25 protein-coding genes are annotated in these 25,271 nt (G+C 62.4%); 10 read left to right on the forward strand and 15 right to left on the reverse strand.

Going from position 1 to position 25,271, the window contains the following annotated elements:
* Positions 1-4: 4 nt before the first annotated feature.
* From ACLKMW_RS19840 to ACLKMW_RS19870, 7 genes are all read left to right on the forward strand, one after another.
* Positions 5-658, forward strand: a complete 654-nt coding sequence (locus tag ACLKMW_RS19840; protein ID WP_415726243.1) for an RNA-binding protein — start codon at positions 5-7, stop codon at positions 656-658.
* Positions 655-3,219 carry a translation initiation factor IF-2 gene (gene infB / locus ACLKMW_RS19845; RefSeq protein ID WP_415726244.1) on the forward strand — a complete coding sequence of 855 codons (2,565 nt, stop codon included), beginning with the start codon at positions 655-657 and terminating at the stop codon, positions 3,217-3,219. The genes ACLKMW_RS19840 and infB overlap by 4 nt, the downstream gene beginning before the upstream one ends.
* 165 nt (positions 3,220-3,384) lie before the next feature.
* Positions 3,385-3,792, forward strand: a complete 408-nt coding sequence (rbfA, locus tag ACLKMW_RS19850; RefSeq protein ID WP_415726245.1) for a 30S ribosome-binding factor RbfA — start codon at positions 3,385-3,387, stop codon at positions 3,790-3,792.
* Positions 3,792-4,760 (forward strand): tRNA pseudouridine(55) synthase TruB, encoded by a 969-nt coding sequence (gene truB, locus ACLKMW_RS19855; protein ID WP_415726246.1) that lies wholly within the window; start codon positions 3,792-3,794, stop codon positions 4,758-4,760. The genes rbfA and truB overlap by 1 nt, the downstream gene beginning before the upstream one ends.
* Before the next feature lie 162 nt (positions 4,761-4,922).
* The gene (rpsO, locus tag ACLKMW_RS19860; RefSeq protein ID WP_415726247.1) at positions 4,923-5,192 is read left to right on the forward strand and encodes a 30S ribosomal protein S15; all 270 of its coding nucleotides are present in this window, start codon (positions 4,923-4,925) and stop codon (positions 5,190-5,192) included.
* Positions 5,193-5,513: 321 nt separating this feature from the next.
* Positions 5,514-7,661, forward strand: a complete 2,148-nt coding sequence (gene pnp / locus ACLKMW_RS19865) for a polyribonucleotide nucleotidyltransferase (RefSeq protein WP_415726248.1) — start codon at positions 5,514-5,516, stop codon at positions 7,659-7,661.
* A gap of 87 nt (positions 7,662-7,748) precedes the next feature.
* Positions 7,749-8,768 (forward strand): class I SAM-dependent methyltransferase, encoded by a 1,020-nt coding sequence (locus ACLKMW_RS19870; RefSeq protein ID WP_415726249.1) that lies wholly within the window; start codon positions 7,749-7,751, stop codon positions 8,766-8,768.
* An 8-nt stretch (positions 8,769-8,776) separates the two neighbouring features.
* Here the strand turns inward: ACLKMW_RS19870 and fabI are convergent, their stop codons facing one another.
* The 3 genes from fabI to fabA are packed head-to-tail and all read right to left on the reverse strand — an operon-like array spanning position 8,777 to position 11,365.
* On the reverse strand, positions 8,777-9,586 hold the full coding sequence (fabI, locus tag ACLKMW_RS19875; RefSeq protein ID WP_415726250.1) for an enoyl-ACP reductase FabI: 810 nt from the start codon (positions 9,584-9,586) through the stop codon (positions 8,777-8,779).
* Positions 9,587-9,598: 12 nt separating this feature from the next.
* The gene (gene fabB / locus ACLKMW_RS19880; protein ID WP_415726251.1) at positions 9,599-10,819 is read right to left on the reverse strand and encodes a beta-ketoacyl-ACP synthase I; all 1,221 of its coding nucleotides are present in this window, start codon (positions 10,817-10,819) and stop codon (positions 9,599-9,601) included.
* 30 nt (positions 10,820-10,849) lie between these two features.
* Positions 10,850-11,365, reverse strand: coding sequence for a 3-hydroxyacyl-[acyl-carrier-protein] dehydratase FabA (gene fabA / locus ACLKMW_RS19885; protein WP_415726252.1), 516 nt, complete (start codon positions 11,363-11,365; stop codon positions 10,850-10,852).
* A gap of 223 nt (positions 11,366-11,588) precedes the next feature.
* Between fabA and irrA the strand changes: the two genes are divergently transcribed.
* Both irrA and ACLKMW_RS19895 read left to right on the forward strand, forming a co-directional pair.
* Positions 11,589-12,017 carry an iron response transcriptional regulator IrrA gene (gene irrA / locus ACLKMW_RS19890; RefSeq protein WP_415726253.1) on the forward strand — a complete coding sequence of 143 codons (429 nt, stop codon included), beginning with the start codon at positions 11,589-11,591 and terminating at the stop codon, positions 12,015-12,017.
* A 7-nt stretch (positions 12,018-12,024) separates the two neighbouring features.
* Entirely contained in the window at positions 12,025-12,402 is a 378-nt protein-coding gene (locus tag ACLKMW_RS19895; protein ID WP_415726254.1) for a DUF4260 domain-containing protein, read from the forward strand.
* Here the strand turns inward: ACLKMW_RS19895 and ACLKMW_RS19900 are convergent.
* The gene (locus tag ACLKMW_RS19900) at positions 12,399-12,959 is read right to left on the reverse strand and encodes an SH3 domain-containing protein (protein ID WP_415726255.1); all 561 of its coding nucleotides are present in this window, start codon (positions 12,957-12,959) and stop codon (positions 12,399-12,401) included. The genes ACLKMW_RS19895 and ACLKMW_RS19900 overlap by 4 nt on opposite strands.
* A 169-nt stretch (positions 12,960-13,128) precedes the next feature.
* Here ACLKMW_RS19900 and ACLKMW_RS19905 point away from each other — a divergent pair, with 169 nt between their 5' ends.
* Entirely contained in the window at positions 13,129-14,130 is a 1,002-nt protein-coding gene (locus ACLKMW_RS19905) for a 2-hydroxyacid dehydrogenase (RefSeq protein ID WP_415726256.1), read from the forward strand.
* Between the two features lie 35 nt (positions 14,131-14,165).
* Here ACLKMW_RS19905 and ACLKMW_RS19910 read toward each other — a convergent pair whose 3' ends face one another.
* The 11 genes from ACLKMW_RS19910 to ACLKMW_RS19960 form a co-directional block, all read right to left on the reverse strand.
* Entirely contained in the window at positions 14,166-14,933 is a 768-nt protein-coding gene (locus ACLKMW_RS19910; RefSeq protein ID WP_415726257.1) for a molybdopterin-synthase adenylyltransferase MoeB, read from the reverse strand.
* Between the two features lie 45 nt (positions 14,934-14,978).
* Positions 14,979-16,154, reverse strand: a complete 1,176-nt coding sequence (gene recF / locus ACLKMW_RS19915; RefSeq protein ID WP_415726258.1) for a DNA replication/repair protein RecF — start codon at positions 16,152-16,154, stop codon at positions 14,979-14,981.
* Between the two features lie 83 nt (positions 16,155-16,237).
* The gene (dnaN, locus tag ACLKMW_RS19920; protein WP_415726259.1) at positions 16,238-17,356 is read right to left on the reverse strand and encodes a DNA polymerase III subunit beta; all 1,119 of its coding nucleotides are present in this window, start codon (positions 17,354-17,356) and stop codon (positions 16,238-16,240) included.
* Positions 17,357-17,547: 191 nt separating this feature from the next.
* On the reverse strand, positions 17,548-19,101 hold the full coding sequence (gene dnaA / locus ACLKMW_RS19925) for a chromosomal replication initiator protein DnaA (protein ID WP_415726260.1): 1,554 nt from the start codon (positions 19,099-19,101) through the stop codon (positions 17,548-17,550).
* Between the two features lie 814 nt (positions 19,102-19,915).
* Complete coding sequence (gene rpsT / locus ACLKMW_RS19930; RefSeq protein ID WP_415726261.1) at positions 19,916-20,182, reverse strand: 30S ribosomal protein S20; 267 nt, start codon at positions 20,180-20,182, stop codon at positions 19,916-19,918.
* Between the two features lie 159 nt (positions 20,183-20,341).
* A complete protein-coding gene (locus ACLKMW_RS19935) occupies positions 20,342-21,115 on the reverse strand; it encodes an enoyl-CoA hydratase (protein WP_415726262.1) in 774 nt (257 codons plus the stop codon).
* 44 nt (positions 21,116-21,159) lie between these two features.
* Positions 21,160-22,050, reverse strand: coding sequence for a bifunctional DNA-formamidopyrimidine glycosylase/DNA-(apurinic or apyrimidinic site) lyase (gene mutM / locus ACLKMW_RS19940; RefSeq protein ID WP_415726263.1), 891 nt, complete (start codon positions 22,048-22,050; stop codon positions 21,160-21,162).
* A complete protein-coding gene (locus ACLKMW_RS19945; protein WP_415726264.1) occupies positions 22,043-23,284 on the reverse strand; it encodes a phosphopentomutase in 1,242 nt (413 codons plus the stop codon). The genes mutM and ACLKMW_RS19945 overlap by 8 nt, the downstream gene beginning before the upstream one ends.
* Positions 23,285-23,366: 82 nt before the next feature.
* On the reverse strand, positions 23,367-23,954 hold the full coding sequence (locus ACLKMW_RS19950; protein ID WP_415726265.1) for a TadE/TadG family type IV pilus assembly protein: 588 nt from the start codon (positions 23,952-23,954) through the stop codon (positions 23,367-23,369).
* A 38-nt stretch (positions 23,955-23,992) separates the two neighbouring features.
* Entirely contained in the window at positions 23,993-24,592 is a 600-nt protein-coding gene (locus tag ACLKMW_RS19955; protein ID WP_415726266.1) for a TadE/TadG family type IV pilus assembly protein, read from the reverse strand.
* A gap of 153 nt (positions 24,593-24,745) precedes the next feature.
* A complete protein-coding gene (locus tag ACLKMW_RS19960) occupies positions 24,746-25,108 on the reverse strand; it encodes a pilus assembly protein N-terminal domain-containing protein (RefSeq protein WP_415726302.1) in 363 nt (120 codons plus the stop codon).
* Positions 25,109-25,271 lie beyond the last annotated feature (163 nt).

Genomic DNA, 25,271 nt, shown 5'->3' on the forward strand with positions numbered 1-25,271 from the left:
CGAGATGAACGATCGCACGTGCATCGTCACGCGCAGACAAGCCGAACCGGATGAACTGATCCGTTTCGTCGTCGGCCCGGATTCCGTCATCGTTCCGGACTTGAAAAGAAACCTTCCCGGCCGTGGTTGCTGGGTGACGGCCGACCGCCTACATATAGACAAGGCGGCGGGCAAGAATCTCTTTGCCCGTGCTTTCCGCAAGGATGTCGCCGTCCCGCCTGACCTGGGCGCGACGGTCGATGCGCTGCTTGCAAAGGCAGCACTCGGCGTCCTTGGCTTGGCGCGCAAGGCCGGCGCAGTTGCGCTTGGTGCGACGAAGGTCGAAAGCGCGGTTCGCAGCGGCAAGGCGCTACTGGTTCTGCATGCGCGGGAAGCCTCCGAAGACGGCTTGCGCAAGATCACACAAGCGCGCCGGGCGACCGCCTATGCGGGCGGCCCAGAGATATATGCCTACAAACTTTTTTCGGAAGCCGATTTGAGTTTGGCATTAGGGGCCACAAATGTGATACATGCTGCCGTTCTCGCGCAAGAGGCGGGAAACGCGGTGCTGAAGCGCATGGTTGCGCTTGACCGATACCGGGGCGGATCCTCGGATGACCGGGCAATGTTTGCGGCAATTGCTGACGAAGATGACGCCGCCGCAGAGGATATGGAATGAGCGATAACAAATCGGGAGATGACAACACTTTGAGCGTCAACATGAAGAAGACCTTGACGTTGAAGCGCCCTGGTGTGGAACAGGGCACGGTACGCCAGAACTTCTCGCATGGGCGCACGAAGTCGGTTGTCGTCGAGACCAAGAAGCGCAAGTTCACTCTGCCTGGCGAGCGGCCGGAAACTGCCGCCGCGCCCGCTTTCTCGCCGAAGCCTCAGGCGCCCGCCGCGGCAGCTCCTGCGGCGCCGGAGGTTGTCAAGCCCGCGCCGCCACCCGCGCCGGACCGCACCGGCGTCGTGTTGAACGAGCTGTCGACCAGCGAGATGGAAGCGCGTCGGCGTGCGCTCGAAGGCTCCAAGGCGCGTGAGATGGAGGATCGGCAGCGTGCTCTCGAAGAGTCGCGGCGCCGCCAGGAAGAAGAAGAGCGCCGCAAGCGCGAACGCGAGGAATCGGCGCGCCGGCAGGCCGAGGAGGAGGCTCGGCTTCAGGCCGAGGCCGAATCGCGGCGTCGTGCCGAAGAGGAAGCGCGTCGCCGCGCCCCTCAGCATGCCGATGTGGCGGCCGCCGATGAGGAGCCTGAAGCGAAGGCCAAGAGCCTGGTGCGCGGTACGCCGGTCAAGCGCGTCGTGACGCCTGAGGTCGCGCGTCCGGCCAAGACCAAGGGCGAGGAAGATCGCCGTCGCGGCAAGCTCACGCTGAACTCGGCGATGTCCGACGACGATGCACGCGCCCGGTCCCTGTCGTCGATGCGTCGCCGGCAAGAGAAATTCAAGCGGGCCATGCATCAGGAGCCGCGCGAGAAGATTTCGCGCGAGGTCGTGCTTCCCGAGACGATCACCATCCAGGAACTGGCGCAGCGCATGTCGGAGCGCGCCGTCGATGTGGTCAAATATTTCATGAAGCAGGGCCAGATCCTGAAGCCCGGCGACGTGATCGACGCCGATACGGCCGAACTGATCGCGTCCGAATTCGGGCATACGGTGCGCCGTGTGGCCGAGTCGGACATTGAGGAAGGCCTGTTCGACGTTGCCGATCGGCCCGAGGACCTTCGGCCGCGCTCGCCGGTTGTCACCATCATGGGCCATGTCGACCACGGCAAGACCTCGCTGCTCGACGCGATCCGCAATGCCAATGTGGTCTCCAGCGAATCCGGCGGCATCACCCAGCATATCGGCGCCTATCAGGTCGAAAAGAACGGTCAGAAGATCACCTTCATCGACACGCCGGGCCACGCGGCCTTCACGGCGATGCGCGCTCGCGGCGCACAGGCTACCGACATCGCCATCCTGGTGGTGGCGGCCGATGACAGCGTGATGCCGCAGACGGTTGAATCAATCAATCACGCCAAGGCGGCGGGCGTGCCGATCATCGTGGCGATCAACAAGATCGACAAGCCGTCGGCCGACCCGCAGAAGGTGCGTTCGGAACTGCTTCGTCACGAGGTCTTCGTCGAATCGATGGGCGGCGAGGTGCTGGATGTCGAGGTGTCCGCCACCAAGGGCACCAATCTCGACAAGCTGCTCGAAGCCATCCTGCTGCAGGCCGAACTGCTCGACCTGCAGGCCAACCCCAACCGCACCGCCGAAGGCGTTATCATCGAGGCCAAGCTCGACAAAGGCCGCGGCCCGGTTGCCACCGTTCTGGTGCAGACCGGCACGCTCCTGGTCGGCGATATCGTCGTGGCCGGCAATGAATGGGGACGCGTGCGCGCCCTCGTCAACGATCGCGGCGATCATCTGGAGCAGGCGCTGCCGGCCACGCCGGTCGAAATCCTCGGCCTCCAGGGCACGCCACAGGCGGGCGACCGCTTTGCCGTGGTCAACAACGAGGCCAAGGCGCGCGAGATCACCGAATATCGCCAGCGCAAGGCGCGCGACAAGGCGGCTGCCCGTCACGCCGGCCAGCGCGGCTCGCTCGAGCACATGATGTCGCAATTGCAATCCAGCGGCCTGAAGGAATTCCCGCTGGTCATCAAGGCCGACGTCCAGGGCTCAGTCGAGGCGATCGTCAATGCGCTCGCCGAGCTCGGCACCGACGAGGTTCGGGCGCGGATCGTCCATGCCGGTGCCGGCGGCATCACCGAAAGCGACGTGTCGCTGGCCGAAACGTCCGGCGCGGCCATGATCGGCTTCAACGTTCGCGCCAATCCGCAGGCGCGACACGCGGCCGAACAGGCCGGTCTCGATATCCGTTACTACAACATCATCTACACCCTCGTGGACGATGTGAAGGCGGCGATGTCGGGCCTGTTGTCGCCGGAGCGCCGCGAGACCTTCATCGGCAACGCCGAGATCCTCGAGGTCTTCGACATCACCAAGGTCGGCAAGGTCGCGGGCTGCCGCGTGACGGAAGGCAAGGTCGAACGGGGTGCCGGGGTCCGGCTGATCCGCGACAACGTCGTCATCCACGAAGGCACGCTGAAGACGCTGAAGCGCTTCAAGGACGAGGTGTCTGAAGTGCCTGCCGGCCAGGAATGCGGCATGGCCTTCGCCAATTACGAGGACATCCGCCAGGGCGACATCATCGAGGCCTTCCGCGTGGAGCATGTGTCGCGGACGCTTTAAGCGGACTGCCGTATTGATGATGGAGTAGCCACCCGCTTAGCGGCGGAAGGCGCAACCTCCACCCGGCGTTCCATCTCCACCCTTCATTGCCGGAAGGGTGGAGACCGCGTTTTCGATAATCGCGTCAGATACGATCGAACTGATCGCCGAAAGGCAATGATACTCATGTCACGAACATCTTCGTCCGGCCCCTCACAGCGCCAACTCCGCGTCGGCGAGCAGGTGCGCCACGCACTGTCGGATGTGTTCCGGCGCGGCGAGGTCAGCGACGGTCTCATCGAGACGACCGTGATTTCGATCTCCGAAGTGCGCATGTCGCCTGACCTGAAAATCGCCACGGCCTTCGTTTCGCCGCTCGGCGCGCGTGACGATGCCGCGGTGATCGAGGCTCTCAACCGCAATGCACGCTTCATCCGCGGCCGCGTCTCGCCGGCCTTGCGGCAGATGAAATATATGCCGGAATTCCGTTTCCGGCTCGACACGAGCTACGACAATTTCGCCAGGATCGACGAGTTGCTGAAGTCGCCGGAGGTCGTGCGCGACCTGAAGGCCGATGGCGAGGAGAACGACTAATGGGCCGCCGAGGCAAGAAGAAGGGCCGCCCGGTTTCCGGTTGGCTGGTGTTCGACAAGCCGATCGGCATGGGCTCGACCGAGGCCGTGGCCAAGATCAAATGGCTGTTTCAGGCCGAAAAGGCCGGCCACGCTGGAACGCTGGATCCGCTGGCTTCCGGCATGCTGCCGATCGCGCTGGGCGAGGCCACGAAAACCGTGCCCTATGTCATGGACGGCGCCAAGGTCTACCGGTTTACCGTCGCCTGGGGCGAGGAGCGCTCGACGGACGATCTCGAGGGGCCTGTGACCAGAACCTCCGAGAAGCGCCCCGCGCAGGCCGAAATCCTCGGCTTGCTGCCGAAATATACCGGCATCATCATGCAGACGCCGCCGCAGTTCTCGGCAATCAAGATCGCCGGCGAACGCGCCTACGATCTGGCGCGCGAGGGGCAGACGCTCGACATTCCGCCGCGCGAGATCGAGATCGGCCGGCTCGAACTCGTCGACACGACGCCAGATGGCAATGCCATATTCGAGGTCGAATGCGGCAAGGGCACTTATGTTCGCTCGCTGGCGCGCGACATGGGCCGCGATCTCGGCTGCTTTGGCCATATTGCCGATCTGCGGCGCATCGAGGTCGAGCCATTCACCGCCGACGATCTTGTGACCCTGGAGCAGCTTGAGGCCGCTATGCCGCAAGCCGCGGAAACAGCGGAAGAGGAGGGCGTGATCGGCAGGCGCGGTGACCGTTTTGGAGCGATGGACGCCTATCTGGTCGATGCCGCGGCAGCGCTCGAGTGCCTGCCGCAGGTGGCGATCTCCGACGATGCGGCGGCAAAGATCAGGCTCGGCAATCCAATCATCGTGCGCGGCCGCGATGCGCCGGTGGAGGCGGACGAGGCTTGCGCCACGGCGCGCGGCAAGCTGGTGGCGATCGGCGCGATCGAAGCCGGCATGTTCAAGCCGAAGCGGGTTTTTGCGGCTTGAACCGCAGCTCCAGTGCGATTTTCGAATAGGACTGGTCTTTATCGCCATTTTGCCCTATATGCGCCGCAGCATTGCGCTTTGAGCGCCATGTTCATCGGCCCCAGCTGGACGACATCCCGGCCGAGGGCGTCCCGTTTCCTCAAATTCGAAAGGAAAAACTCGATGTCGATTACCGCCGAACGCAAAAAGGAACTCATGGCCGAATTTGCGACCGTCAAGGGCGACACCGGTTCGCCGGAAGTCCAGGTCGCCATTCTGTCGGAGCGCATCAAGAACCTGACCGAGCACTTCAAGGACCACAAGAATGACAATCATTCGCGCCGTGGCCTGCTCGCGCTCGTGTCGCAGCGCCGCCGTCTCCTCGACTATCTGAAGAATCGGGAAGAAGGCCGCTACCAAACGCTGATCGAGAAACTCGGTCTGCGCCGCTGATACTGGACCGGCGGACCTTCAGGTGAAGGTCCGCCGGTCTGCCATTCGGGCGTGCATAAGGCACGTTCCGACGGCACATGATCCCGTGCTGTAGAGCTTTTTCGGGATATCATGTGCCAAAAGGTTCTGCCGCTGCAGAGGGCAACGTCGGAACCGCCCATGAGACAGGTCATGGGGCAGGATTGCAGGATGCCCGGAGCGTTGCCCGCAACGCCCGCACTCACCGGACCTCCCGCTGTCTTGCCCATGGCTCGTCTGAAACAAGCCGGGAAGGCCGCGCGCGCGAATGGTGCGCCCCCTTCCATTTCTTAAGGACAAGACATGTTCAACCATCACAAGGTCGAAATCGAGTGGGCCGGACGCCCGCTCATTCTCGAAACCGGCAAGATCGCCCGTCAGGCCGATGGCGCCGTTCTCGCCACCTATGGCGAGACGATCGTGCTCGCCACGGTCGTCTCGGCGAAGGAGCCGAAGCCGGGCTTCGACTTCTTTCCGCTTACCGTCAACTACCAGGAAAAGACCTATGCCGCCGGCAAGATTCCGGGCGGCTATTTCAAGCGCGAAGGCCGTCCGAGCGAAAAGGAAACGCTGGTTTCCCGCCTGATCGACCGCCCGATCCGCCCGCTTTTCGCCGATGGCTACAAGAACGACACGCAGGTCGTGGTCACGGTCGTGCAGCACGATCTTGAAAACGACCCGGACATTCTGTCGATCGTCGCCACCTCGGCGGCCCTGACGCTTTCGGGCGTGCCGTTCATGGGGCCGATCGGCGGCGCCCGCGTCGGCTACATTAACGGCGAATATGTGCTCAACCCGCATATCGACGAGATGGAGGAATCCAAGCTCGATCTCGTCGTCGCCGGCACTTCGGAAGCCGTTCTCATGGTCGAATCCGAAGCCAAGGAACTGCCGGAAGACGTCATGCTCGGCGCGGTCATGTTCGGCCATAAGGGTTTCCAGCCGGTCATCGACGCGATCATCCGGCTCGCCGAAGTCGCCGCCAAGGACCCGCGCGACCATACCGCGCCAAGCTATGACGATCTCGAAGCGGAAATGCTGAAGATCGCCGAGGCCGATCTGCGCGCTGCGTACAAGAACATCAACAAGCAGGAGCGCTATGGCGCGGTCGATGCCGTCAAGGCGAAGGTCAAGGCGGCATTCGCTCCGGCTGACGAGGAAGAGCCGAAATGGTCGGCCGAGCAGGTCGCGACGGTGTTCAAGCACCTCCAGGCCAAGATCGTCCGCTGGAACATCCTCGACACCGGTTCCCGCATCGACGGTCGCGACCTGAAGACTGTTCGCAACATAGTTTCCGAAGTCGGCATCCTGCCGCGCACCCACGGTTCGGCGCTGTTCACGCGCGGCGAGACGCAGGCGGTGGTGGTTGCCACGCTCGGCACCGGCGAGGACGAGCAGTATGTCGACAGCCTGACCGGCATGTACAAGGAGAAGTTCCTTCTCCACTACAACTTCCCGCCCTATTCGGTCGGCGAGACCGGCCGCATGGGCTCGCCTGGCCGTCGCGAGATCGGTCACGGCAAGCTCGCCTGGCGCGCCGTTCATCCGATGCTGCCGAGCGCCGAGCAGTTCCCCTACACGCTGCGCGTCGTCTCGGAAATCACCGAATCCAACGGTTCGTCTTCGATGGCGACCGTCTGCGGCACCTCGCTGGCGCTGATGGATGCCGGCGTTCCGCTGCAGAAGCCGGTGGCCGGCATCGCCATGGGCCTGATCAAGGAAGGCGAGCGCTTTGCCATTCTCTCCGACATTCTTGGCGACGAGGATCACCTCGGCGACATGGATTTCAAGGTGGCCGGCACCACCAACGGCATCACCGCATTGCAGATGGACATCAAGATCGACGGCATCACCGAAGAGATCATGAATGTCGCGTTGGGTCAGGCCAAGGAGGGCCGCCTGCACATCCTCGGCGAGATGGCGAAAGCCTTGTCCGAGGGCCGCAAGGAGCTTGGCGAGTTCGCGCCGCGCATCGAGGTCATGCACATCCCGACCGACAAGATCCGCGATGTCATCGGTTCGGGTGGCAAGGTGATCCGCGAGATCGTCGAGAAGACCGGCGCCAAGATCAACATCGAGGATGACGGCACGATCAAGATCGCTTCTTCCAACGCCAAGGAGATCGAGGCGGCGAAGAAGTGGATCCACACCATCGTCGCTGAACCGGAAGTCGGTGAGATCTATGAAGGCACGGTCGTCAAGACCGCCGATTTCGGCGCTTTTGTCAATTTCTTCGGTCCCAAGGACGGTCTCGTCCACATCTCGCAGCTTGCCAACGACCGCGTCGCCAAGACGTCGGATGTCGTCAAGGAAGGCCAGAAGGTCTTCGTCAAGCTGATGGGCTTCGACGAGCGCGGCAAGGTTCGCCTGTCGATGAAGGTCGTCGACCAGGAGACCGGCAAGGAAATCGTGCGCGAGAAGAAGGCCGAGGGCGAAGAAACCGCCGCCTGATGGCATTTAGTTAGCGACTGAGATTGAAGCGGGCGCACCGGAAGGTAGCGCCCGCTTTTCTATTGCGCCACCGAACCGAGCTCTAAAATGACGCGTGATACGCTGAAGACCCTTTTTCATCCCTTCGAAGCGGGCGCACTTGATGCGCCGGGAAAGGGCGAACGGGTCCTGTTCCTCGGGGCGGAGCCTGGCTTCCGCTTGCCGGATGACTTCACGGCCGCACTTTCGATGGTGCAAGGCTTCCGGCCTTATGTGCGTGGGCTTGAGGCCGGTGGACATACGGTCACGCCCAAGGCGGAAGGACAGGATTTCGATGCTGCGCTGGTTTTATGCGGCCGCCACCGCGGATGGAACGAAATGCTTGTCGCAGACGCGCTCGAACGGGTGAGGGCCGGCGGATTGGTTCTCGTTGCCGGCAGCAAGGACGACGGCATTGCCAGCCTGCGCAAGCGCGTCGGCGACCTTGTCGAGATCGAAGATTACTTGCCCAAACATCATGGCGTTGCCTTCTGGTTCCGCCGCTCCGAAGACAGCTCCGCGGCAGTGGCGGCGCTGCGCGAGGGCAATGGCGAGCGGCTGATCGACGGGCGCTTCCACACCGCGCCCGGCATGTTCTCAGCCGACGAGGTTGATCCCGGCTCGAAGCTGCTGGTCGAGCATCTGCCGGACAAGATCACCGGCGCTGTCGCGGATTTCTGCGCGGGCTGGGGCTATCTCGCTGCCGAACTGGCGCGGATGCATCCGAAGATTTCGACGCTCGACCTTTACGAGGCCGATTTCGCTTCGCTGGAGGCAGCCAGGCGCAATCTGGCCCGAATCGCCTCGATCGAGCCGCGCTTCTTCTGGCACGATTTGCTCAGCGAGGAGGTCCGGTATCGATATGACCTGATCGTCATGAATCCGCCCTTCCATCAGCGGCGTTCGGCCGAGCCGGATATGGGGCAGCGAATGATTCGCGCTGCCGCGGCCGCGCTGAAGCCCGGCGGCAGGCTCTATATGGTGGCGAACCGGCAACTGCCCTACGAGAGAACGTTGGCCGAGACCTTTTCCAGCCACGCCGAGGTGGCTCGCACCGGCGTGTTCAAGGTGCTGAGCGCACGCCGGTAAAAATCGCTCTATTCGCCCTTGTCGGACTGCTTCAGTTCGTCAAGCGTCGGCATCGAGACGATGTGATAGCCGGAATCCACATAGTGGATTTCGCCGGTGACGCCTGACGATAAATCGGACAGCAGATAAAGCGCCGAGCCGCCGACCTCGTCGATGGTGACCGTGCGGCGCAGCGGCGAATTGCGCTGCTGATAGGCGAACATATGGCGCGCATCGGCAATGCCTGCTCCCGCAAGCGTGCGCACCGGGCCGGCCGAAATGGCGTTCACCCGGATGCCGCGCGGGCCGTAATCGTTGGCGAGGTAGCGCACGCTCGCCTCAAGCCCGGCCTTGGCAACGCCCATGACATTGTAGTTCGGCATGATGCGTGTCGACCCGGCATAGGTCAGCGTGATCATAGAGCCGCCGTCCTTCATGAGTGCTGCGGCGTTGCGCGCGACTTCGGTGAAGGAGTAGCAGGAGATCACCATCGTGCGGATGAAATTCTCCCGGCTGGTATCGGCGTAAAGGCCCTTGAGCTCGTTCTTGTCGGAGAAGCCGATGGCATGCACGACGAAATCGAGTCCGTTCCAGGCTTCGCCCAATGCCTCGAAAACCGAGCTGACCGAGGCGCTGTCCTCGACGTCGCAGGGCAGCACCAGCGAGGCGGCTACCTGCTCGGCCAGCGGCTTGACGCGACGGCCGAAGGCCTCGCCCTGATAGGTGAATGCCAGTTCCGCGCCATGCGCGGCCAATTGCTTGGCGATGCCCCAGGCAATCGAATGGTCGTTGGCGACGCCCATGATGAGGCCGCGCTTACCCTTCATCAAAGCTTCCATCGAAAGAAGACCTCAGCCGTTGTGGCGCTGGAAAACGAGCGTGGCGTTGGTGCCGCCGAAGCCGAAAGAATTGGACAGGACCGTGTCGATCCTGGCGTCGTCGATACGCTTGCGCACGATCGGCATGCCTTCGAATTCGGGGTCGAGTTCCTCGATATGGGCGCTCTCGCCGATGAAGCGGCCCTGCATCATCAGGATGGAATAGATCGATTCCTGCACGCCCGCGGCTCCCAGCGAGTGGCCGGTAAGGGACTTGGTGGAGGTGATGTTCGGCATCTCCTCGCCGAACACGTCGCGAATCGCGCCCATCTCCTTGGAATCGCCGACCGGCGTGGAGGTGCCGTGGGTGTTGATATAGTCGACCGGTCCCGAAACGCCGGCAAGCGCCTGGCGCATGCAGCGCACCGCGCCCTCGCCGGAAGGCGCCACCATGTCGTAGCCGTCGGAGGTGGCGCCGTAGCCGACGATCTCGGCGTAAATCTTGGCGCCGCGCGCCTTGGCGTGCTCAAGTTCCTCCAGAACCAGCACGCCCGCGCCGCCGGCGATGACGAAGCCGTCGCGGGCCACATCATAGGCACGCGAGGCGACCGCCGGGCGGTCGTTGAACTTCGACGACATCGCACCCATCGCGTCGAACAGGTCCGACATCGTCCAGTCGAGGTCCTCGTGGCCGCCGGCAAAGATCATGTCCTGCTTGCCCCACTGGATCAACTCATAGGCGTTGCCGATGCAATGCGCCGAGGTCGAGCAGGCCGAGGAGATCGAATAGTTGACGCCGTGGATCTTGAACCAGGTGGCAAGCGTGGCGGACGCGGTGGAAGACATGGCCTTCGGCACCGCAAACGGCCCGATGCGCTTGGGGCTACCGTTCTTCAACGTGGTTTCGGCGGCCTCGACGATGGTGCGCGTGGAGGGGCCGCCCGAACCCATGATGATGCCGGTGCGCTCGTTGGTTATGTCGCCCTGTTCGAGCCCAGCATCCGCGATCGCCTGCTCCATGGCGACGTGGTTCCAGGCGCCGCCCTTGGAGAGAAAGCGCATGGCGCGACGGTCGACCAGCTCGGAGGGGTCAAGCGTCGGCGCTCCCCAGACCTGGCAGCGGAAACCGTGCTCGGCAAAGGAATCGGAGAAATGTATCCCTGACTTGGCGTCACGCAGGGATGCCTGCACCTCGTCGGCGTTGTTTCCGATTGAAGATACGATGCCAAGGCCCGTGACAACGACGCGTCTCATGAGAAACTCCTTCGGTCTCGGTTCCAGCGCTCAGGCTGCTTGCTCTTTGAACAGGCCGACGCGCAGATCGGTGGCCTTGTATATGGTCTCGCCATCGGCCTTCAGCCAGCCATCGCCGATGCCGAGCACCAGACGGCCGCGCATTACGCGCTTGAAGTCGACACCATATTCGACCTTCTTGTTGGCGGGCGTCACCATGCCGGTGAATTTCACCTCGCCCGTCGAAAGCGCCCGGCCCTTGCCGGGCTCGCCCAGCCAGCCGAGGAAGAAGCCGCTCAACTGCCACAGAGCATCGAGGCCGAGGCAGCCGGGCATCACCGGGTCGCCGATGAAGTGGCAGGGGAAGAACCATAGATCGCGGCGGATATCGAGTTCGGCGCGCACGAATCCCTTTTCGAACGCGCCGCCGGTGTCGCTGATTTCGGTAATCCGGTTGAACATGAGCATGGGAGGGTAGGGCAGTTGCGCGTTGCCCGGCCCGAACAGTTCGCCGCGGGCGCAGGCAAGCAGGTCCTCATATTCGTAGCTGGACTTCGAAACCGCCATAAAACGTCTTCCCTCTCGCGCTCCGACGCCTTCGCGCCCTTGCCGCTTCCTAGCACAGGCAGTTTCCGTGCGGAAACCGTCGATTGCGATTAACCTGCCGGTCTGCCTGGGTCAATGTGCGCCTATTGATCACGTTAGGCCCACAGAATATATACACTTACGAGGACAGAGTTCTCAGACATTGATCGAATGTCTGAAAACCGGAACGGATATTGGCGAAGCGATGGATTGGCCCGTCCCGCATGACATTGCAGTAGACGAACGCGTACGCCAGGCAGGCCTGCGTCCGACGCGTCAGCGCGTCGCCTTGGCCAATCTTCTTTTCGCCAAGGGGGATCGCCATCTGTCGGCCGAGGAACTTCACGAAGAAGCTGTAAACGCCGGCGTACCGGTGTCTCTGGCGACCGTCTATAACGCCCTCCACCAGTTCACCAAAGCAGGGCTGCTGCGGATTCTGGCCGTGGAAGGCTCGAAAACCTATTTCGATACCAACACGTCTGACCACCACCACTTCTACATCGAAGGCGAGAACAAGATTTTCGACATTTCCTCGGGACCGGTCAGGGTCGTCAACCTGCCGGAACCACCCGAAGACATGGAAATCGCCAACGTCGACATCATCGTCCGTTTGCGGCCGAAGCAGAAAGCCTGAACTTCCAATGCTGAACAAAGGGCCGGTCGATTTGATCGTCCGGCTGGAATGGCTGTTTCTTGTGGCCGCGGCGGTGCTCGGTTACGCGCTTGCCGGCGGCTCTTGGGGACTTTTTGCCCTGCTTATCCTCGCGCCGGATTTGTCGATGCTGTTCTATGCCGCCGGTCCGCGTGTCGGAGCCTTCGCCTACAACATGCTGCATGTGACGGTCTGGCCGCTATGTCTGCTGGTCTTCGGGCTCTACACGGGTGACGCGCTTGCGATCCAGATTTCGGCCGTCTGGATCGCACATATTGCAGCGGACCGGGCGCTCGGTTATGGGCTGAAACACGCGAGCGGGTTTCAGGATACGCATCTTGGGCGCATCGGGAAACGCCCCTCCTAATCTTTCACCAGTTCGCCCGGATAGGCGCCCCATACCAGTTTCTGGCTGATCCAACCGGTATGGCCGTCGAAAGTCATTTCGCACCATTCGCCGGTGCAGGATTTTATCGTCCCGATGACCCCCGGCTCGAGCAGGGCCACCGCGCGGGCCGTGTTGTTCGGCTCCGCCAGTAGCGAGATGCTGGCGTCCTTGCCGCGCTGCCAGGGTGCGGCGATTGCCGTGCGACGACCGGAAAGCAGCGACTGGTTGATCCAGCCTTCCGCTCCGTCCGCATCGCGCACGCGGCGCCAGTTGTCATATTCCTGGATGATCTCCATCGGCAGGCCGGGCTTGGTGTAGAGCCAGTCGACGGCATAGTTCAGTCCCGGACCGATTCGTGAATTGACTCGCCCCGATTTCAGGCTGACGAATCGTGGCAATGGCAGCCCGCTCGGGCCCCGCGTCACGCCCTGGGAAGGCGCGCTCTGGGCAAAGGCGACCGAGACGCCCGGAAGGACCAGCGCGAGGCCGAGCAACGCTGAAACGACCGTCATGCGAAGCGATACCAAACCAGACACCTTGGTTCCTTTTCCTCTTTTTGCGCCATCGCAGCCCTCGATGCGCGAGCCCGTTTTTCTTTGTCTTCCACGGCCCCGCTTGTTACACAGGCTGTGATGCGGGGACGGGTTTGCAGTTTCGCGCGTCTTGGTTAAAGAGGTCTCAACAACGTCGGGATCCGGGAAAGCAATGGCCGTCAGAAACAAGCCTCTCGTGGTGATTACGCGCAAGCTTCCCGACCAGGTCGAGACGCGCATGCGCGAGCTTTTCGACGCGCGGCTGAATCTTGATGACCGTCCGATGAGCCAGCCCGAACTGGTTGCCGCCGTCAAGGAAGCCGACGTGCTGGTGCCGACGGTCACCGATCGCATCGATGAGGCGCTTATCGAGCAGGCCGGCGAGAATTTGAAGCTGATCGCCAATTTCGGCAATGGCGTCGACAAGATCGACGTGACGGCGGCGGCCAGGCGCGGAATTACCGTCACCAACACGCCGAACGTGCTGACCGAAGACACCGCCGACATGACCATGGCGCTGATGCTGGCCGTTCCGCGGCGGCTGGCGGAAGGCGCCAACATACTGGATGGCTCCGGGAAATGGGGCGGATGGTCGCCGACCTGGATGCTGGGGCGGCGCATCTGGGGCAAGCGGCTTGGCATCGTCGGCATGGGCCGCATCGGAACGGCGGTGGCGCGGCGCGCCAAGGCGTTCGGCCTGTCGATCCACTACCATAACCGCAACCATGTGCTTCGGGAGGTGGAGGACGAGCTGGAGGCGACCTATTGGGACAGCCTCGACCAGATGCTGGCGCGGATGGACATCATCTCCGTCAACTGTCCCTCGACGCCGGCCACCTATCACCTGCTGTCGGCGCGGCGGCTCGCCTTGATGCAGCCGACCGCCTATCTGGTCAATACCGCGCGTGGCGACCTGATCGACGAGGAGGCGCTGGTCAAGCTGCTCCAGGACGGCAAGATTGCGGGCGCCGGACTTGATGTTTTCGAGAACGAGCCGGTGGTCAACCCGAAGCTGGTCAAGCTCGCCGCCAAGGGCAAAGTAGTGATTCTGCCGCATATGGGTTCGGCTACCATCGAGGGCCGCATCGACATGGGCGAGAAGGTGATCATCAACATCCGCACCTTCATCGACGGCCACCGTCCGCCCGACCGGGTGCTGCCGCTGCGCACCTGAAAACAAAGCGTTCGATTCGCCGATTCGGGTTTTCGTTACCCGCGTCTCTTGTAGCGCATGACGTCGAAGCGCGCCGCCAGCGCGTCATAGAGCAAAAGCCTGCCAATCAGAGGCTCGCCGATGCCGACGATCAGCTTGATCACCTCCATCGCCTGCAGCGTACCGATCACGCCGGTGAGCGCGCCGACAACGCCGGCCTCGGCGCAGGACGGCACCAGGCCGGCCGGCGGCGGTTCCGGGAACAGATCGCGATAGCTCGGGTTGAGTGTTCCATCCGGGCCGCTCTCGAACGGCTTGAGCACGGTCAGCGTGCCGTCGAAACGCCCGACCGCCGCATGGACCAGCGGGCGCCCCACTGCGGCTGCCGCATCGGCCACGGCATAGCGCGTTGCGAAATTGTCGGAGCCATCGGTGACGATGTCATACTGCGCGACAAGATCGCGGATATTGTCGTCGGTCAGGCGGATATTGTGTAAGTCGATGCTTACATTAGGATTGATGCGCGTCAGCGCGGCGCGAGCGCTTTCGATTTTCGGTTGCCCGACCGATCCGGTGTCGTGAATCACCTGCCGGTGCAGGTTGGAAAGCGAAACCGTGTCGTCATCGACGATGCCGAGCGTGCCGACGCCTGCCGCCGCAAGATACTGCAGTGCCGGCGCGCCAAGTCCGCCGGCGCCGACAACCAGCACGCGCGCCCGCTTCAGCTTCTGCTGGCCGGCGCCGCCGATTTCCGGCAGCACGATATGGCGCGCATAGCGTTCGAGTTCTTCATCGGTGAGCGGGGCAAGGCCTTGCGTGGTCATGGCCGGAACCTATCGCATCAGCCGGAAAATCGAAAGACTGGCGGCTCACCTGTCATCGGCCGGCCGGGCTGTTCCATGATCGACCAATATGAACTGCGCCTTGCCCTTCAGACTGGAAAACAGCGCCGATTCGGTGCCGGTCATGAAGCATTGGCACCGAAGTTCAGCCAGGATGTCAAACAGCGCCGCCCGCCGGCCGGCATCAAGATGCGCGGCAATCTCGTCGAGCAGCAGGATGGGAACCGTGCCGGAGATTTCGCCGCAAAGCCGCGCATGGGAAAGCACGATGCCCACCAAAAGCGCCTTTTGCTCGCCCGTCGAGCAGAGCCCCGCCGGCATCGATTTCGGGCGATGCATGACGATGAGTTCGGTGCGATGCGGGCCTTCGAGCGTGCGGCCGGCCGCGCGGTCGCGCTCGCGGCCATCAGCCAGTGCGCGGCGAAATGCTTCCTCGAGGTCCACTGCCGGGCGCATGCCGATCTCATTTTCGAGCGTGCCTGAAAGCTGGAGATCGGCCTGTGGAAAGGGGCCGGTATTCGGCATTTTTTCGATCATGGCGGCAAGCAGTTTGACGGTTTCGACGCGGGCAGCGGCGATCGCCACTCCGGTTTCAGCCATCTGCATCTCGATCGCATCCAGCCAGCCTCGGTCGCGCGAACCCTCGGCCAGCAACCGGTTGCGGCCGCGCATCGCCTTTTCGTAGTTCACCGCCCGCTGGCCGTGGCTGCCATCGACCGTCAGGATCAGCCGGTCGAGAAAGCGACGGCGGTCACCGGCCGGCCCGGTGAACAGCGCGTCCATGGAAGGCGTCAGCCAGACGACACGCAGCCATTCGAGCATTTCTTCGGCGGATTTCGCCGTCGCCCCATTGATGCGCACGCGCCGCCCGCTTTCGCTGGATTGATCCGTGCCAAGCGTTCCGGTGCCGATTTCGGCGCTGCCTGACTCGCCTTCCAGCCGTGCATGGACAGAAAAACCACCGCCGCTGCCTTCCCTGGCGACATCGGCATAGGGCGCGCGGCGGAGCCCTCGACCGGGCGTCAGGAACGAGACCGCCTCGAGCAGATTGGTCTTGCCGGCGCCATTGTCGCCGGTCAGCACGACGGCGCCGGGGTTGAGCTCAAGCGAAAGCGACGCGTAGTTACGGAAGTTCGTAAGCGTGAGCCTGCTTATGTAGGTTTGGCTGCGGGCGATGTCGCTGAGGCGCGTCTCTGTAGTCATGGCCGCATGACGATATGCCGTCGACGATCACGGCCGGCAGGGCAGAATGGGGTAAAGCCTGACATAAACCCTTGATTGCCGGGCTACACCCGCATCGGCATCAGCACGTAGAGTGCGTTCTCGTCGGACGTGTCGTGAATCAGCGTCGGCGACCCCGCGTCGGCCAGCATGAACCGTGTCTCGCTGCCGGAAAGCTGGGCGGTCACATCGAGAAGATATTTGGCGTTGAAGCCGATCTCGATGGGGTCGGACGAATAGTCGGCCGCAACCTCCTCGACCGCGCTGCCGGAATCCGGATTGTTGACGGCAAGCGTCACCTGGCCGTCCGAAATCGAGAGCTTGACGGCGCGCCCGCGCTCCGAAGAGATCGTCGAGACGCGGTCGACCGCGCGCGCGAAGGTCTCGCGGTCGATGACCAGCTTCTTGTCGTTTCCGGTCGGAATGACGCGCTGATAGTCCGGGAAGGTGCCGTCGATGAGCTTCGAGGTCAGGATCACGCTGCCGATGGTGAAGCGGATCTTGGTGTCCGACAATTCTGTCGTGACGGCGACGTCGGGATCGTCGACCAGCTTCTGCAACTCGCTGACGGTCTTGCGCGGAATGATGACGCCCGGCATTCCCTCCGTGCCGGCGGGAGCGTCCATCTCGGCGCGGGCCAGGCGATGCCCGTCGGTGGCCACCGAGCGCAGCTTCAGCTTGCCGTCCGATTCGATCGCGTGGAAATAGATGCCGTTCAGATAATAGCGCGTTTCCTCGGTCGAGATCGCGAACTGCGTCTTGTCGATCAGGCCCTTGAGTGCAGCGGACTCAAGGCGGAAAATGTGGGAAAACGAGCCGGCCGACAGTTCGGGGAAATCCGATTGCGGCAGGCATTGAAGTCGAAAGCTGGAGCGACCCGAGATCACCGACATGGCATTGCCGTCCTCGTCGGTCTTCAGCATCACCTCTGCCCCCTCGGGCAGCTTGCGCACGATGTCATAAAGCAGATGGGCCGGCACCGTCGTCGACCCGCCTTGCTCGACCGTGGCCGCCGTGGCTTCCGTGACCTCCAGGTCGAGGTCGGTCGCCTTCATTTCAAGGCTGGCACCCTCGGCATTCAAGAGCACGTTCGACAGGATCGGTATCGTGTTGCGCCTTTCGACCACGCGATGAACGTGGTTGAGGGACTTCAGAAGGTTTGAGCGTTCCAGAATAACACGCATGACGGACAGGCTCGCTTGAATGAAAGGCGGATCTCCGGGGCCGGATTCCCGCGAAAAGGCCCAACAGGGTTGGAAACCGGTCAAACTGACAGGAAAATATCACGAAACGCAAGCCCGCGCCGCTTTTGGAGCACGGTCGGCCAAGCTTTCTGGGGATAATCCGGTGCTGTTGACTGATCTCCGTGCCCGTTTCATGCCTGATCGGTGATCAGCCGGCGCAACAATTCGAGCTCCTGCGCCAGCGTGTTGTCGCCGCCCGAGAGATCCTCGATCTTGCGCACGGCGTGCAGCACCGTGGTGTGATCCCGACCGCCGAAACGCCGCCCGATCTCCGGCAGCGAGCGCGGCGTCATCACCTTGGCCAGATACATCGCGATCTGGCGCGGCTTGACGATGGTGCGGGTGCGGCGGTTGGAAAGAAGCTCGGTCTTCGAGACGTTGTAGTGCCGTGCGACGATGCGCTGGATGTCCTCGATACGCACGCGCTTCGGCTCACCCGAGCGATAGATATGGCCCAGTATCTCATCGATGCGCTCGATGGTGATCTGCGGCTCGAAGGATTGCCGGAACAGCAGCTGGTTGAAGGCGCCTTCCAGTTCGCGCCCGCTGCCGGTTACCGTGCGCGCGACGTGGCAAAGGATCTCTTCTCCGATGTTCAGCGTCGGGTCTTCGGCCTTGGCGCTTTCCAGCCGCAGCTTGAGGATGTCGAGCCGCATTGCGTAGTCCGGAGCCGACATTTCAAGCGCCACGCCGCCGTTCAGGCGCGAGCGCACGCGCGGTTCAAGCGACTCCAGCTCGGAGGGCGGGCGGTCGGCGGCAACCACGACCTGCTTGGCGCTGTCGAGCAGCATATTGATCAGATGGCAGAATTCGTGCTGGATCGACTTGCCCTGCAGGAACTGCATGTCGTCGATGATCAGGAGGTCGATGTCGCGAAGCTGCTCTTTCAAGGTCAGCGCATTGTTGTCGCGGATGGCGGTGGCGAAGCGCCACATGAAATATTCGGCGGTAAGATAAACGACGCGGGATTTCGGGTTCTGTCGCAGCGACTCGGCGGCAATCGCCTGCAGCAGATGCGTTTTGCCGAGGCCGACGGTGGCGTGAAGGAACAGCGGGTTGAAGCGCGAAGTGGATTCGGCGACCGTGCGCGCCGCTGCCAGCGCCACCCGATTGGAAGGCCCTTCGATGAAGGATTCGAACGTATAGCGCGCATCAAGCGGCGAGCCGAGTATGCTCTGCCGGAATTCGCCCTCGCCCGAGGCAGCGCCGGTGCGGACCGGAGCCGCGCGCTCCATGCCGACCGGGGCCGCGGTAGTGCCGTTGGCAAGCACCGAGTGGGTGCTGCGGACAGCCTTGCGGGGAGGCAACTGCTCCGCTTCGTCGGAGGCCGGAGTTAGACGGGTGGCGGTTCGCACCACGATATCGATCTTCAGGATTTCAGGGTCTTCCTGCTTCCAGAGATCGTTGATGATGTCGAGGTAGTGACTGTTGATCCAGGAGCGCAGAAACGCCGTCGGTACGGAAATCCGCACCAGGCCCTTTGAGGCCTCCGCCAGCTTCATGCGACCGAACCAGCTCGAATAAACTTCGCCTCCAAGCCGTGCCTTCAACTGCGCGTTGACCCGGTCGAATGTTTTTTCCGCGCTGCTGGAAGCCGCTTCGGAAGCCGCCATGGTGTTCCCCTCGATCAAATTTCCTCGGAAAGGAAAGCCGGACTTGGCGTTCCCTTCTATGCCGCTATGCATCGTCGAAACCCCTCGAATTTCCTGCTGCCCGTTCTGTGGCGACGTGCGGACACGCCTCTGCCTCGCCCGGTACAGGCACCCCCGCCGCCATTGTTGGAAACGGTGCATTTCAATGTCACAGCCACGCCCGCCTGGCGTGGCAGCCGCTCTATACGCGCGGCAAACAACAAACTCTCCGGCCACGTGACCGGACTGCGCATCTACTTACAAAATAAACTTACCCCGCTTTTTACTCACATCAGAAAGGACAAATCATACGCGTCCGCGGAATCGCTCCGCGCTAAAAATCTTACGATTTTCAGGTGGGTACTCGGACCGAGGGCCCGTCCCTTTCGATGAGGAGACACTACAAAAAACGCTGTGGGCAGGGCAAGGCCGCATCTAACGGTTTTTTAAGCAATCCGGTCGGCGAAATGCTTGACTCGGGGGTTGCGACGACTGCCAAAATTGGCAAGGCGTTGCGATTCAAACTCTTTTCCCTCCGGTCAAAAATCGGACCGCCGGGAGGAAAATATTTCAAATAATTTGCTTGACATGCGGTTGTTAACCGGGGCTCGACCGGCGCTTGAACAAGCTGTGGATAAATGTTCGCAACTCGTTGATAAGAAAAGGCGATTCTTGCCGGCGCAAAAACTTGCAACCCCTTATGGCGCCGCCCGAAGACATAAGTAATTACGCATATGCCGGCAAAGGGTATTTCGCCCCATGCCACACGCTTGGGTAGACGAAGGGAGCGGGCTCACAAGCTATTGTTCGGCAAACGAAAAAAACCCGGCGGTTAGGCCGGGCTTCTCGATCCGTGCTGAAGATGGGCTCAGGCAGAAAGGGTCTTGAGCCGCTGGGCCAGACGCGAAACCTTCCGTGAAGCGGTGTTCTTGTGCATCACGCCCTTGTTGGCGGCGCGCATCAGTTCGGGCTGCGCGGCGAGGAATGCGGCTTCGGCTGCGGTCTTGTCGCCGGCCGTCAGAGCCTCTTCGACCTTCCGGACAAAGGTCCGGACCCGCGAGCGACGGTTCTTGTTGATCGCCGTGCGGCGAGCAATCTTGCGGGTCGCCTTTTTGGCCGAGGATGTATTGGCCATGATGCCTCTCTTTTGTCTCAGAAATACGCCTGAACGTCAGGGCGCAAAAAACAAGCGGGCAGCCGCAAGGCCGCCCCGGTTGATGCGGCTTATAGTGTAGCTTTCCCGCACAGTCAACGCCGTTTTGACCCGGACTTTTGCATGGCACACCGCCGCGGCTCAGCGGTTCGCAAAGCTTGCCGTGCGCTTTTCGGCGAATGCCGCCATGCCTTCCTTCTGGTCTTCCAGCGCGAACATGGAATGGAACAGCCGGCGCTCGAAGCGCAGCCCCTCCGACAGCGTCGTCTCATAGGCGCGGTTGACGGCCTCCTTGGCCATCATCACCGCCGGCAGCGAGAATTCGGCGATCTTTTCGGCTGTCTTCAGCGCTTCGTCCAACAGGTCGACAGTTGGCACGACGCGCGAGACGAGGCCTGAGCGCTCCGCCTCGGTGGCGTCCATCATGCGGCCGGTCAGGCACATGTCCATCGCCTTCGCTTTGCCGACGAAACGCGTCAGGCGCTGCGAGCCGCCCATGCCGGGCATGACGCCGAGCGTGATTTCGGGCTGGCCGAATTTCGCGGTTTCTCCGGCGATAATGAAGTCGCACATCATCGCCAGTTCGCAGCCGCCGCCCAGCGCATAGCCGGACACCGCCGCGATGACGGGTTTGCGGATTCGCGTGAACGCTTCCCAACCGACGAAAAAATCCTCCAGATAGGCTTCGACGAAGCTTTTCGATTGCATTTCCTTGATGTCGGCGCCGGCGGCAAAGGCCTTTTCCGAACCGGTAAGCACGATGGCGCCTATTTTCGGGTCGGCCTCGTATGCATGGCATGCGGCAAGCAGTTCGGTCAGAACCGTGGTGTTCAGCGCATTCAGCGCCTTCGGCCGGTTCAGCGTGACGAGACCCACCTTGCCGCGAGTCTCGACGATGATCGTTTCATAGGCCATCGGGCATCCTCCTGGTTTGCGTCGCGCCGCCGCAACACGATTACTTAACGCTGGCACTCTGGGCAATAGAACGTCGAGCGGCCGCTCTGCACGATGCGGGCGATATGGCCGCCGCAGCCCGCTTTGGGACATGGCATTCCCTCACGGTCGTAAACGGAGAAGGAGTGCTGGAAATAGCCGAGCGATCCGTCGGTCTGGACATAATCGCGCAATGACGATCCTCCCGCCTGAATCGCGTCGGCGATCACCGAGCGCACGGCGTTGGCCAGCCGGTCGCAAGCTTCAGCGGCCTTCCTGCCGCCCGCAGCGATGGAACCGGCGGATCGCAACGGCGACAGGCCTGCCCGCCACAGGGCCTCCGAAACATAGATGTTGCCAAGGCCCGCAATCAGCCGCTGGTCGAGGAGAGCGGCCTTCAGCGGCGCCTTCCGGTCGCGGAACAGGCGGCTCAGAAGCTCGCCGTCGAGCCTGTTGCCGGTCGGCTCGACCCCGAGACCGGCCAGCATCGGGTGATCGTCGGCATTGGCTTCCGCAAAGAGCATGAAGCCGAAGCGCCTCGGGTCGTTGAAGACGATGCGCGCGGCCTCTTCCTGCGGCGAGGCGACGTGAAAGACCACATGATCGTGAGCCGCCGCCTTCGAGCGATCGTGATGGAAGACGCCGGGAGCCTCGACATCTCCTTCGCGCTCCACCCGGAACGATCCCGACATGCCGAGATGGCAGATCAGCACCGGCCCGTCTTCGATGTGAGCGGTCAGATATTTCGCCCGACGCCCGAGCGAAATCACCCGGCGTCCGGCAAGCCTTTCGGCGAAGCGATCCGGAAAGGGGAAGCGCAGGTCCGGCCGCCTGGTCTCGACAGCGACGATCCGCGCGCCTTCCAGGACAGGTTGCAGGCCGCGCCGCACGGTTTCGACTTCGGGAAGCTCAGGCATTGTGTCTGATCCCCGCGTGGAACGAGGTTCCGTGGGAGCCGGACGCCAGTCCGAGGTGCTCGGCCACGGTCTCACCGATATCGGCAAATGTCTTTCGCAAGCCGACGCTGCCGCCAGGCAGTCCGGGCGCGATGCCGAAGATCGGCACCCGCTCGCGCGTGTGCTCGGTGCCGTGCCAGGATGGGTCGCAGCCATGGTCGGCCGTGAGCAGCAGCAGGTCGCCGGGCTTCAGGCGCGATATCGCCTCCGGCAGCCGCCGGTCGAAGGCTTCGAGTGCCGCTGCATAGCCGGCAATGTCGCGGCGGTGCCCGAACAGCGTATCGAAATCGACGAAATTTGCGAACACCAGATCGCCGTCGCCGGCCTCGTCCATCGCGGTAAGCGTGGCATCGAACAGCGCCATATTGCCGGCCGCCTTGCGCACCTCTGTGACGCCCTGATGCGCGAAGATGTCGCCAATCTTGCCCATGCCGACGACCTTGCTGCCCCGCGCCTTCAAGCGGTCGAGCAGCGTTGGCTCTGGCGGCGCGACGGCGAAATCGCGTCGGTTCGCCGTTCGCTCGAAATCGGCCGGCGTCTCGCCGACAAAGGGGCGGGCGATCACACGCCCGATATTCAGCGGATCGACAAGCCGCCGCACGGCCAGGCAAAGATCGTAGAGACGCTCCAGCCCGAAATGCGTCTCGTGTGCGGCGATCTGCAGGACCGAATCCGCCGAGGTGTAGCAGATGGGCTTACCGGTGCGGATATGTTCCAGGCCAAGTTCCTCGATGATCTGCGTGCCGGAGGCGTGCCTGTTGCCGAGGATGCCGGGAAGCTTCGCTTGGCCGATGATCGCGGAGACCAGATCGGCGGGAAAGGTGGGCTCGGTGTCCGGGAAATAGCCCCAGTCGAAAGTTACCGGCACGGCGGCGATCTCCCAATGGCCGGAGGGAGTATCCTTGCCGCTCGATACTTCATCGGCCGCGCCGTGAAACGAAAAGGGTCGAAGCTCGGCGTCAGCCCCTTGCGATGAAAATCCGGTTGCGATCTTGGCCGCATGGCCGAGACCGAGCGACAGCATGATCGGCACATGCAGCGGTCCTCGACGCAGGCCGTCGCTATCGGCGCCGCCGTGCGCGCAAGCCTCGACAATATGGGCAAAGGTATTTGCGCCGGTATCGCCAAAGCGCGCCGCATCGGCAGCGCCGCCGATGCCGAAGGAATCAAGTACAAACAGGAATGCGCGCGCCATCTGGATTTTCGGGCCTATAGTTGCCGGCTGGCCCAGAGATAAGGTTCGGCGCCGCCATTGGCAATTCGCAATGCGCCGGCAATCAGCAGTTGTCGCAGGTCACCTGCGGGCTCATACGCGGCCTGAGATAGTAGGTTTCGCTCATGTCCAGCCCATCGAAGGCCGCTGCCAGGCCGAGCGCCGGCTTGGCCTCGGCCGACCAGGTGATGACCGGCTTGTAGTTGAGCTTGCTCTCGACCCGCACCAGAAACGTGCCGGGGATCATCAGCGCGTCGGGAATGGTGGCAACCGTATCCTTGACGTAGGGACGGGTCACCGCATCCATCTTGCGCGACCATCTGATCAGAACCTCCGAATCCGGCTCGGGCGTGACTTCTATTCCGGTGACAATGATCTCCGGCTTCGATCTTTGATAGGGCTGCAGGATCGATTCGCTGACCTTCATGACCGCCTGGAGCTCGGTGGTGTTCGTCGTCGGATTCTGCGTTACGAGATCGGCCACCATGCTGCCGACGCGCGCCACCTTCTTGTTGGCTTCGATGCCCTGCGACAGTTCCATGGTTACGAAATACATGGCCAGCAGCAACGGCGCGACGAGAGCGAATTCCACCGCGGCGGTGCCGCGTCGGTCGGCCCTGAGGCCGGCGATCTTGCGCCACAATCCAGACATTCTCATATGCGCCCCCGCAAGAATTTCATGTCTTGGCATCAATCGTTGAACGGCTCGTTCTGCCAGACGGCGGCCGCGAAATGCAGCGTCTTGCCGCCCGCCAGATTGGACATGGAGGCGCGCATGAAATCGGTCATGACCGGCCATTCATAGAAGACCCGCAGCATGTTCCTGGACTGCGCCAGACCCGGATCGACCGAAAAGCCCTGAGGGTCGGGCAGCCCACCCTTCGTCAACGCGATCTGCTCGTCGTAGATCTGGAACCCGTCCTTGGCCATTTCGGCGAAACTGTCATAGTGGCGAAGATCGACCTTGAGGCCGGGACAACCCTTGGCCACCATGATCTCGAGATGGCCACAGACCATCTGCTTCAGTTTGTCTTGGGTCAGTTCCGCGCTTGGCCGGATTTGTCCCGTGCGAAACTGGCGCGCGACGTCTTGCGCGGCGTTCGTCAGAACCTGCTGGCCTGCAAAGGAGACACAGCTTTCAAGGATCGCAAAGACCAGAAGCGAGAATGGAATGGCGAGCATGGCGAATTCGATCGCCGTGGTGCCGCTGCGGTCGCGGTAAAAGCGGCCGAAGAAGCCGCGCTTTCTGCCAGCCTCGCCAGTCGTCTTGTCCTCGATGCTCTTTCCCATGGCCCGGGCCCGCCGACCTTTGTTGTCCGATGCGGATTTAGCTCAAATCCCTTGAGGTCCCGTGTGGATGATCGCTAAATTTGAAAGGGAATGTTTTACCGGGCGACAATATTGCCGGCGGCCTGATCGGAATAGGACGTGGTCGGATAAGTCTTAGTTGCCAGCGTTCATTTCGGCTTCGGACGTCCGCTCCGCCTCGCTCTTGTAGGAGCTTTCGCAATAAGGTGTGCAGGACAGCGTCTGCACATTCGCGCGACGATAAATCCGCACCGACGATGCGGCGTGGCGGCCGACCGTAATCTGCTCGTCGATGATAGGGCTGCCATCCCCATCCAGAACGACAAGGTTGGTCACGCCGAAGCCCTTACCGGTGAGCACGATCGTGGTGGCGTCCTGGACCGATGCATCGGCGATTGCCGGATTGCCGACCACGATCGTGTCGGCCGGGCGGGTGAGCTTGACGATCTTGGCCTGGTTCATCACCACTTCGATGCCGGCGCCGGCCTCAGCCTGCATCGAAAGCCCGAAGACGGCAATGAATGTTGCGGCTGCGCAAGTAATTCCACGAGATGCTTTCAGCCTGGCCATGCGGCGCTCCGGTCGCTTGAGTATTGAACCGAAAATGAACGAGATTGGTGAAGCAAGCGTTAAGTCGCATTTTTCCGACACCATGCCATTT

This window comes from Borborobacter xinjiangensis (assembly GCF_047739745.1).
Taxonomy (GTDB): Bacteria; Pseudomonadota; Alphaproteobacteria; order Rhizobiales; family Rhizobiaceae; genus Pseudaminobacter.

Coding starts and splice junctions, on each gene's coding strand:
- ACLKMW_RS19935 (WP_415726262.1), bottom strand. CDS start 21,115: ATGGCCTATGAAACGATCATCGTCGAGACTCGCGGCAAGGTGGGTCTC.
- recF (WP_415726258.1), bottom strand. CDS start 16,154: ATGACTACAGAGACGCGCCTCAGCGACATCGCCCGCAGCCAAACCTAC.
- mutM (WP_415726263.1), bottom strand. CDS start 22,050: ATGCCTGAGCTTCCCGAAGTCGAAACCGTGCGGCGCGGCCTGCAACCT.
- ACLKMW_RS19955 (WP_415726266.1), bottom strand. CDS start 24,592: ATGGGAAAGAGCATCGAGGACAAGACGACTGGCGAGGCTGGCAGAAAG.
- truB (WP_415726246.1), top strand. CDS start 3,792: ATGGGCCGCCGAGGCAAGAAGAAGGGCCGCCCGGTTTCCGGTTGGCTG.
- ACLKMW_RS19945 (WP_415726264.1), bottom strand. CDS start 23,284: ATGGCGCGCGCATTCCTGTTTGTACTTGATTCCTTCGGCATCGGCGGC.
- ACLKMW_RS19895 (WP_415726254.1), top strand. CDS start 12,025: ATGCTGAACAAAGGGCCGGTCGATTTGATCGTCCGGCTGGAATGGCTG.
- irrA (WP_415726253.1), top strand. CDS start 11,589: ATGGATTGGCCCGTCCCGCATGACATTGCAGTAGACGAACGCGTACGC.
- rbfA (WP_415726245.1), top strand. CDS start 3,385: ATGTCACGAACATCTTCGTCCGGCCCCTCACAGCGCCAACTCCGCGTC.
- ACLKMW_RS19905 (WP_415726256.1), top strand. CDS start 13,129: ATGGCCGTCAGAAACAAGCCTCTCGTGGTGATTACGCGCAAGCTTCCC.
- ACLKMW_RS19870 (WP_415726249.1), top strand. CDS start 7,749: ATGACGCGTGATACGCTGAAGACCCTTTTTCATCCCTTCGAAGCGGGC.
- ACLKMW_RS19960 (WP_415726302.1), bottom strand. CDS start 25,108: ATGCAGGCTGAGGCCGGCGCCGGCATCGAAGTGGTGATGAACCAGGCC.
- fabI (WP_415726250.1), bottom strand. CDS start 9,586: ATGGAAGCTTTGATGAAGGGTAAGCGCGGCCTCATCATGGGCGTCGCC.
- dnaN (WP_415726259.1), bottom strand. CDS start 17,356: ATGCGTGTTATTCTGGAACGCTCAAACCTTCTGAAGTCCCTCAACCAC.
- fabB (WP_415726251.1), bottom strand. CDS start 10,819: ATGAGACGCGTCGTTGTCACGGGCCTTGGCATCGTATCTTCAATCGGA.
- rpsT (WP_415726261.1), bottom strand. CDS start 20,182: ATGGCCAATACATCCTCGGCCAAAAAGGCGACCCGCAAGATTGCTCGC.
- ACLKMW_RS19840 (WP_415726243.1), top strand. CDS start 5: ATGAACGATCGCACGTGCATCGTCACGCGCAGACAAGCCGAACCGGAT.
- rpsO (WP_415726247.1), top strand. CDS start 4,923: ATGTCGATTACCGCCGAACGCAAAAAGGAACTCATGGCCGAATTTGCG.
- ACLKMW_RS19950 (WP_415726265.1), bottom strand. CDS start 23,954: ATGTCTGGATTGTGGCGCAAGATCGCCGGCCTCAGGGCCGACCGACGC.
- fabA (WP_415726252.1), bottom strand. CDS start 11,365: ATGGCGGTTTCGAAGTCCAGCTACGAATATGAGGACCTGCTTGCCTGC.
- infB (WP_415726244.1), top strand. CDS start 655: ATGAGCGATAACAAATCGGGAGATGACAACACTTTGAGCGTCAACATG.
- pnp (WP_415726248.1), top strand. CDS start 5,514: ATGTTCAACCATCACAAGGTCGAAATCGAGTGGGCCGGACGCCCGCTC.
- ACLKMW_RS19910 (WP_415726257.1), bottom strand. CDS start 14,933: ATGACCACGCAAGGCCTTGCCCCGCTCACCGATGAAGAACTCGAACGC.
- dnaA (WP_415726260.1), bottom strand. CDS start 19,101: ATGCATAGCGGCATAGAAGGGAACGCCAAGTCCGGCTTTCCTTTCCGA.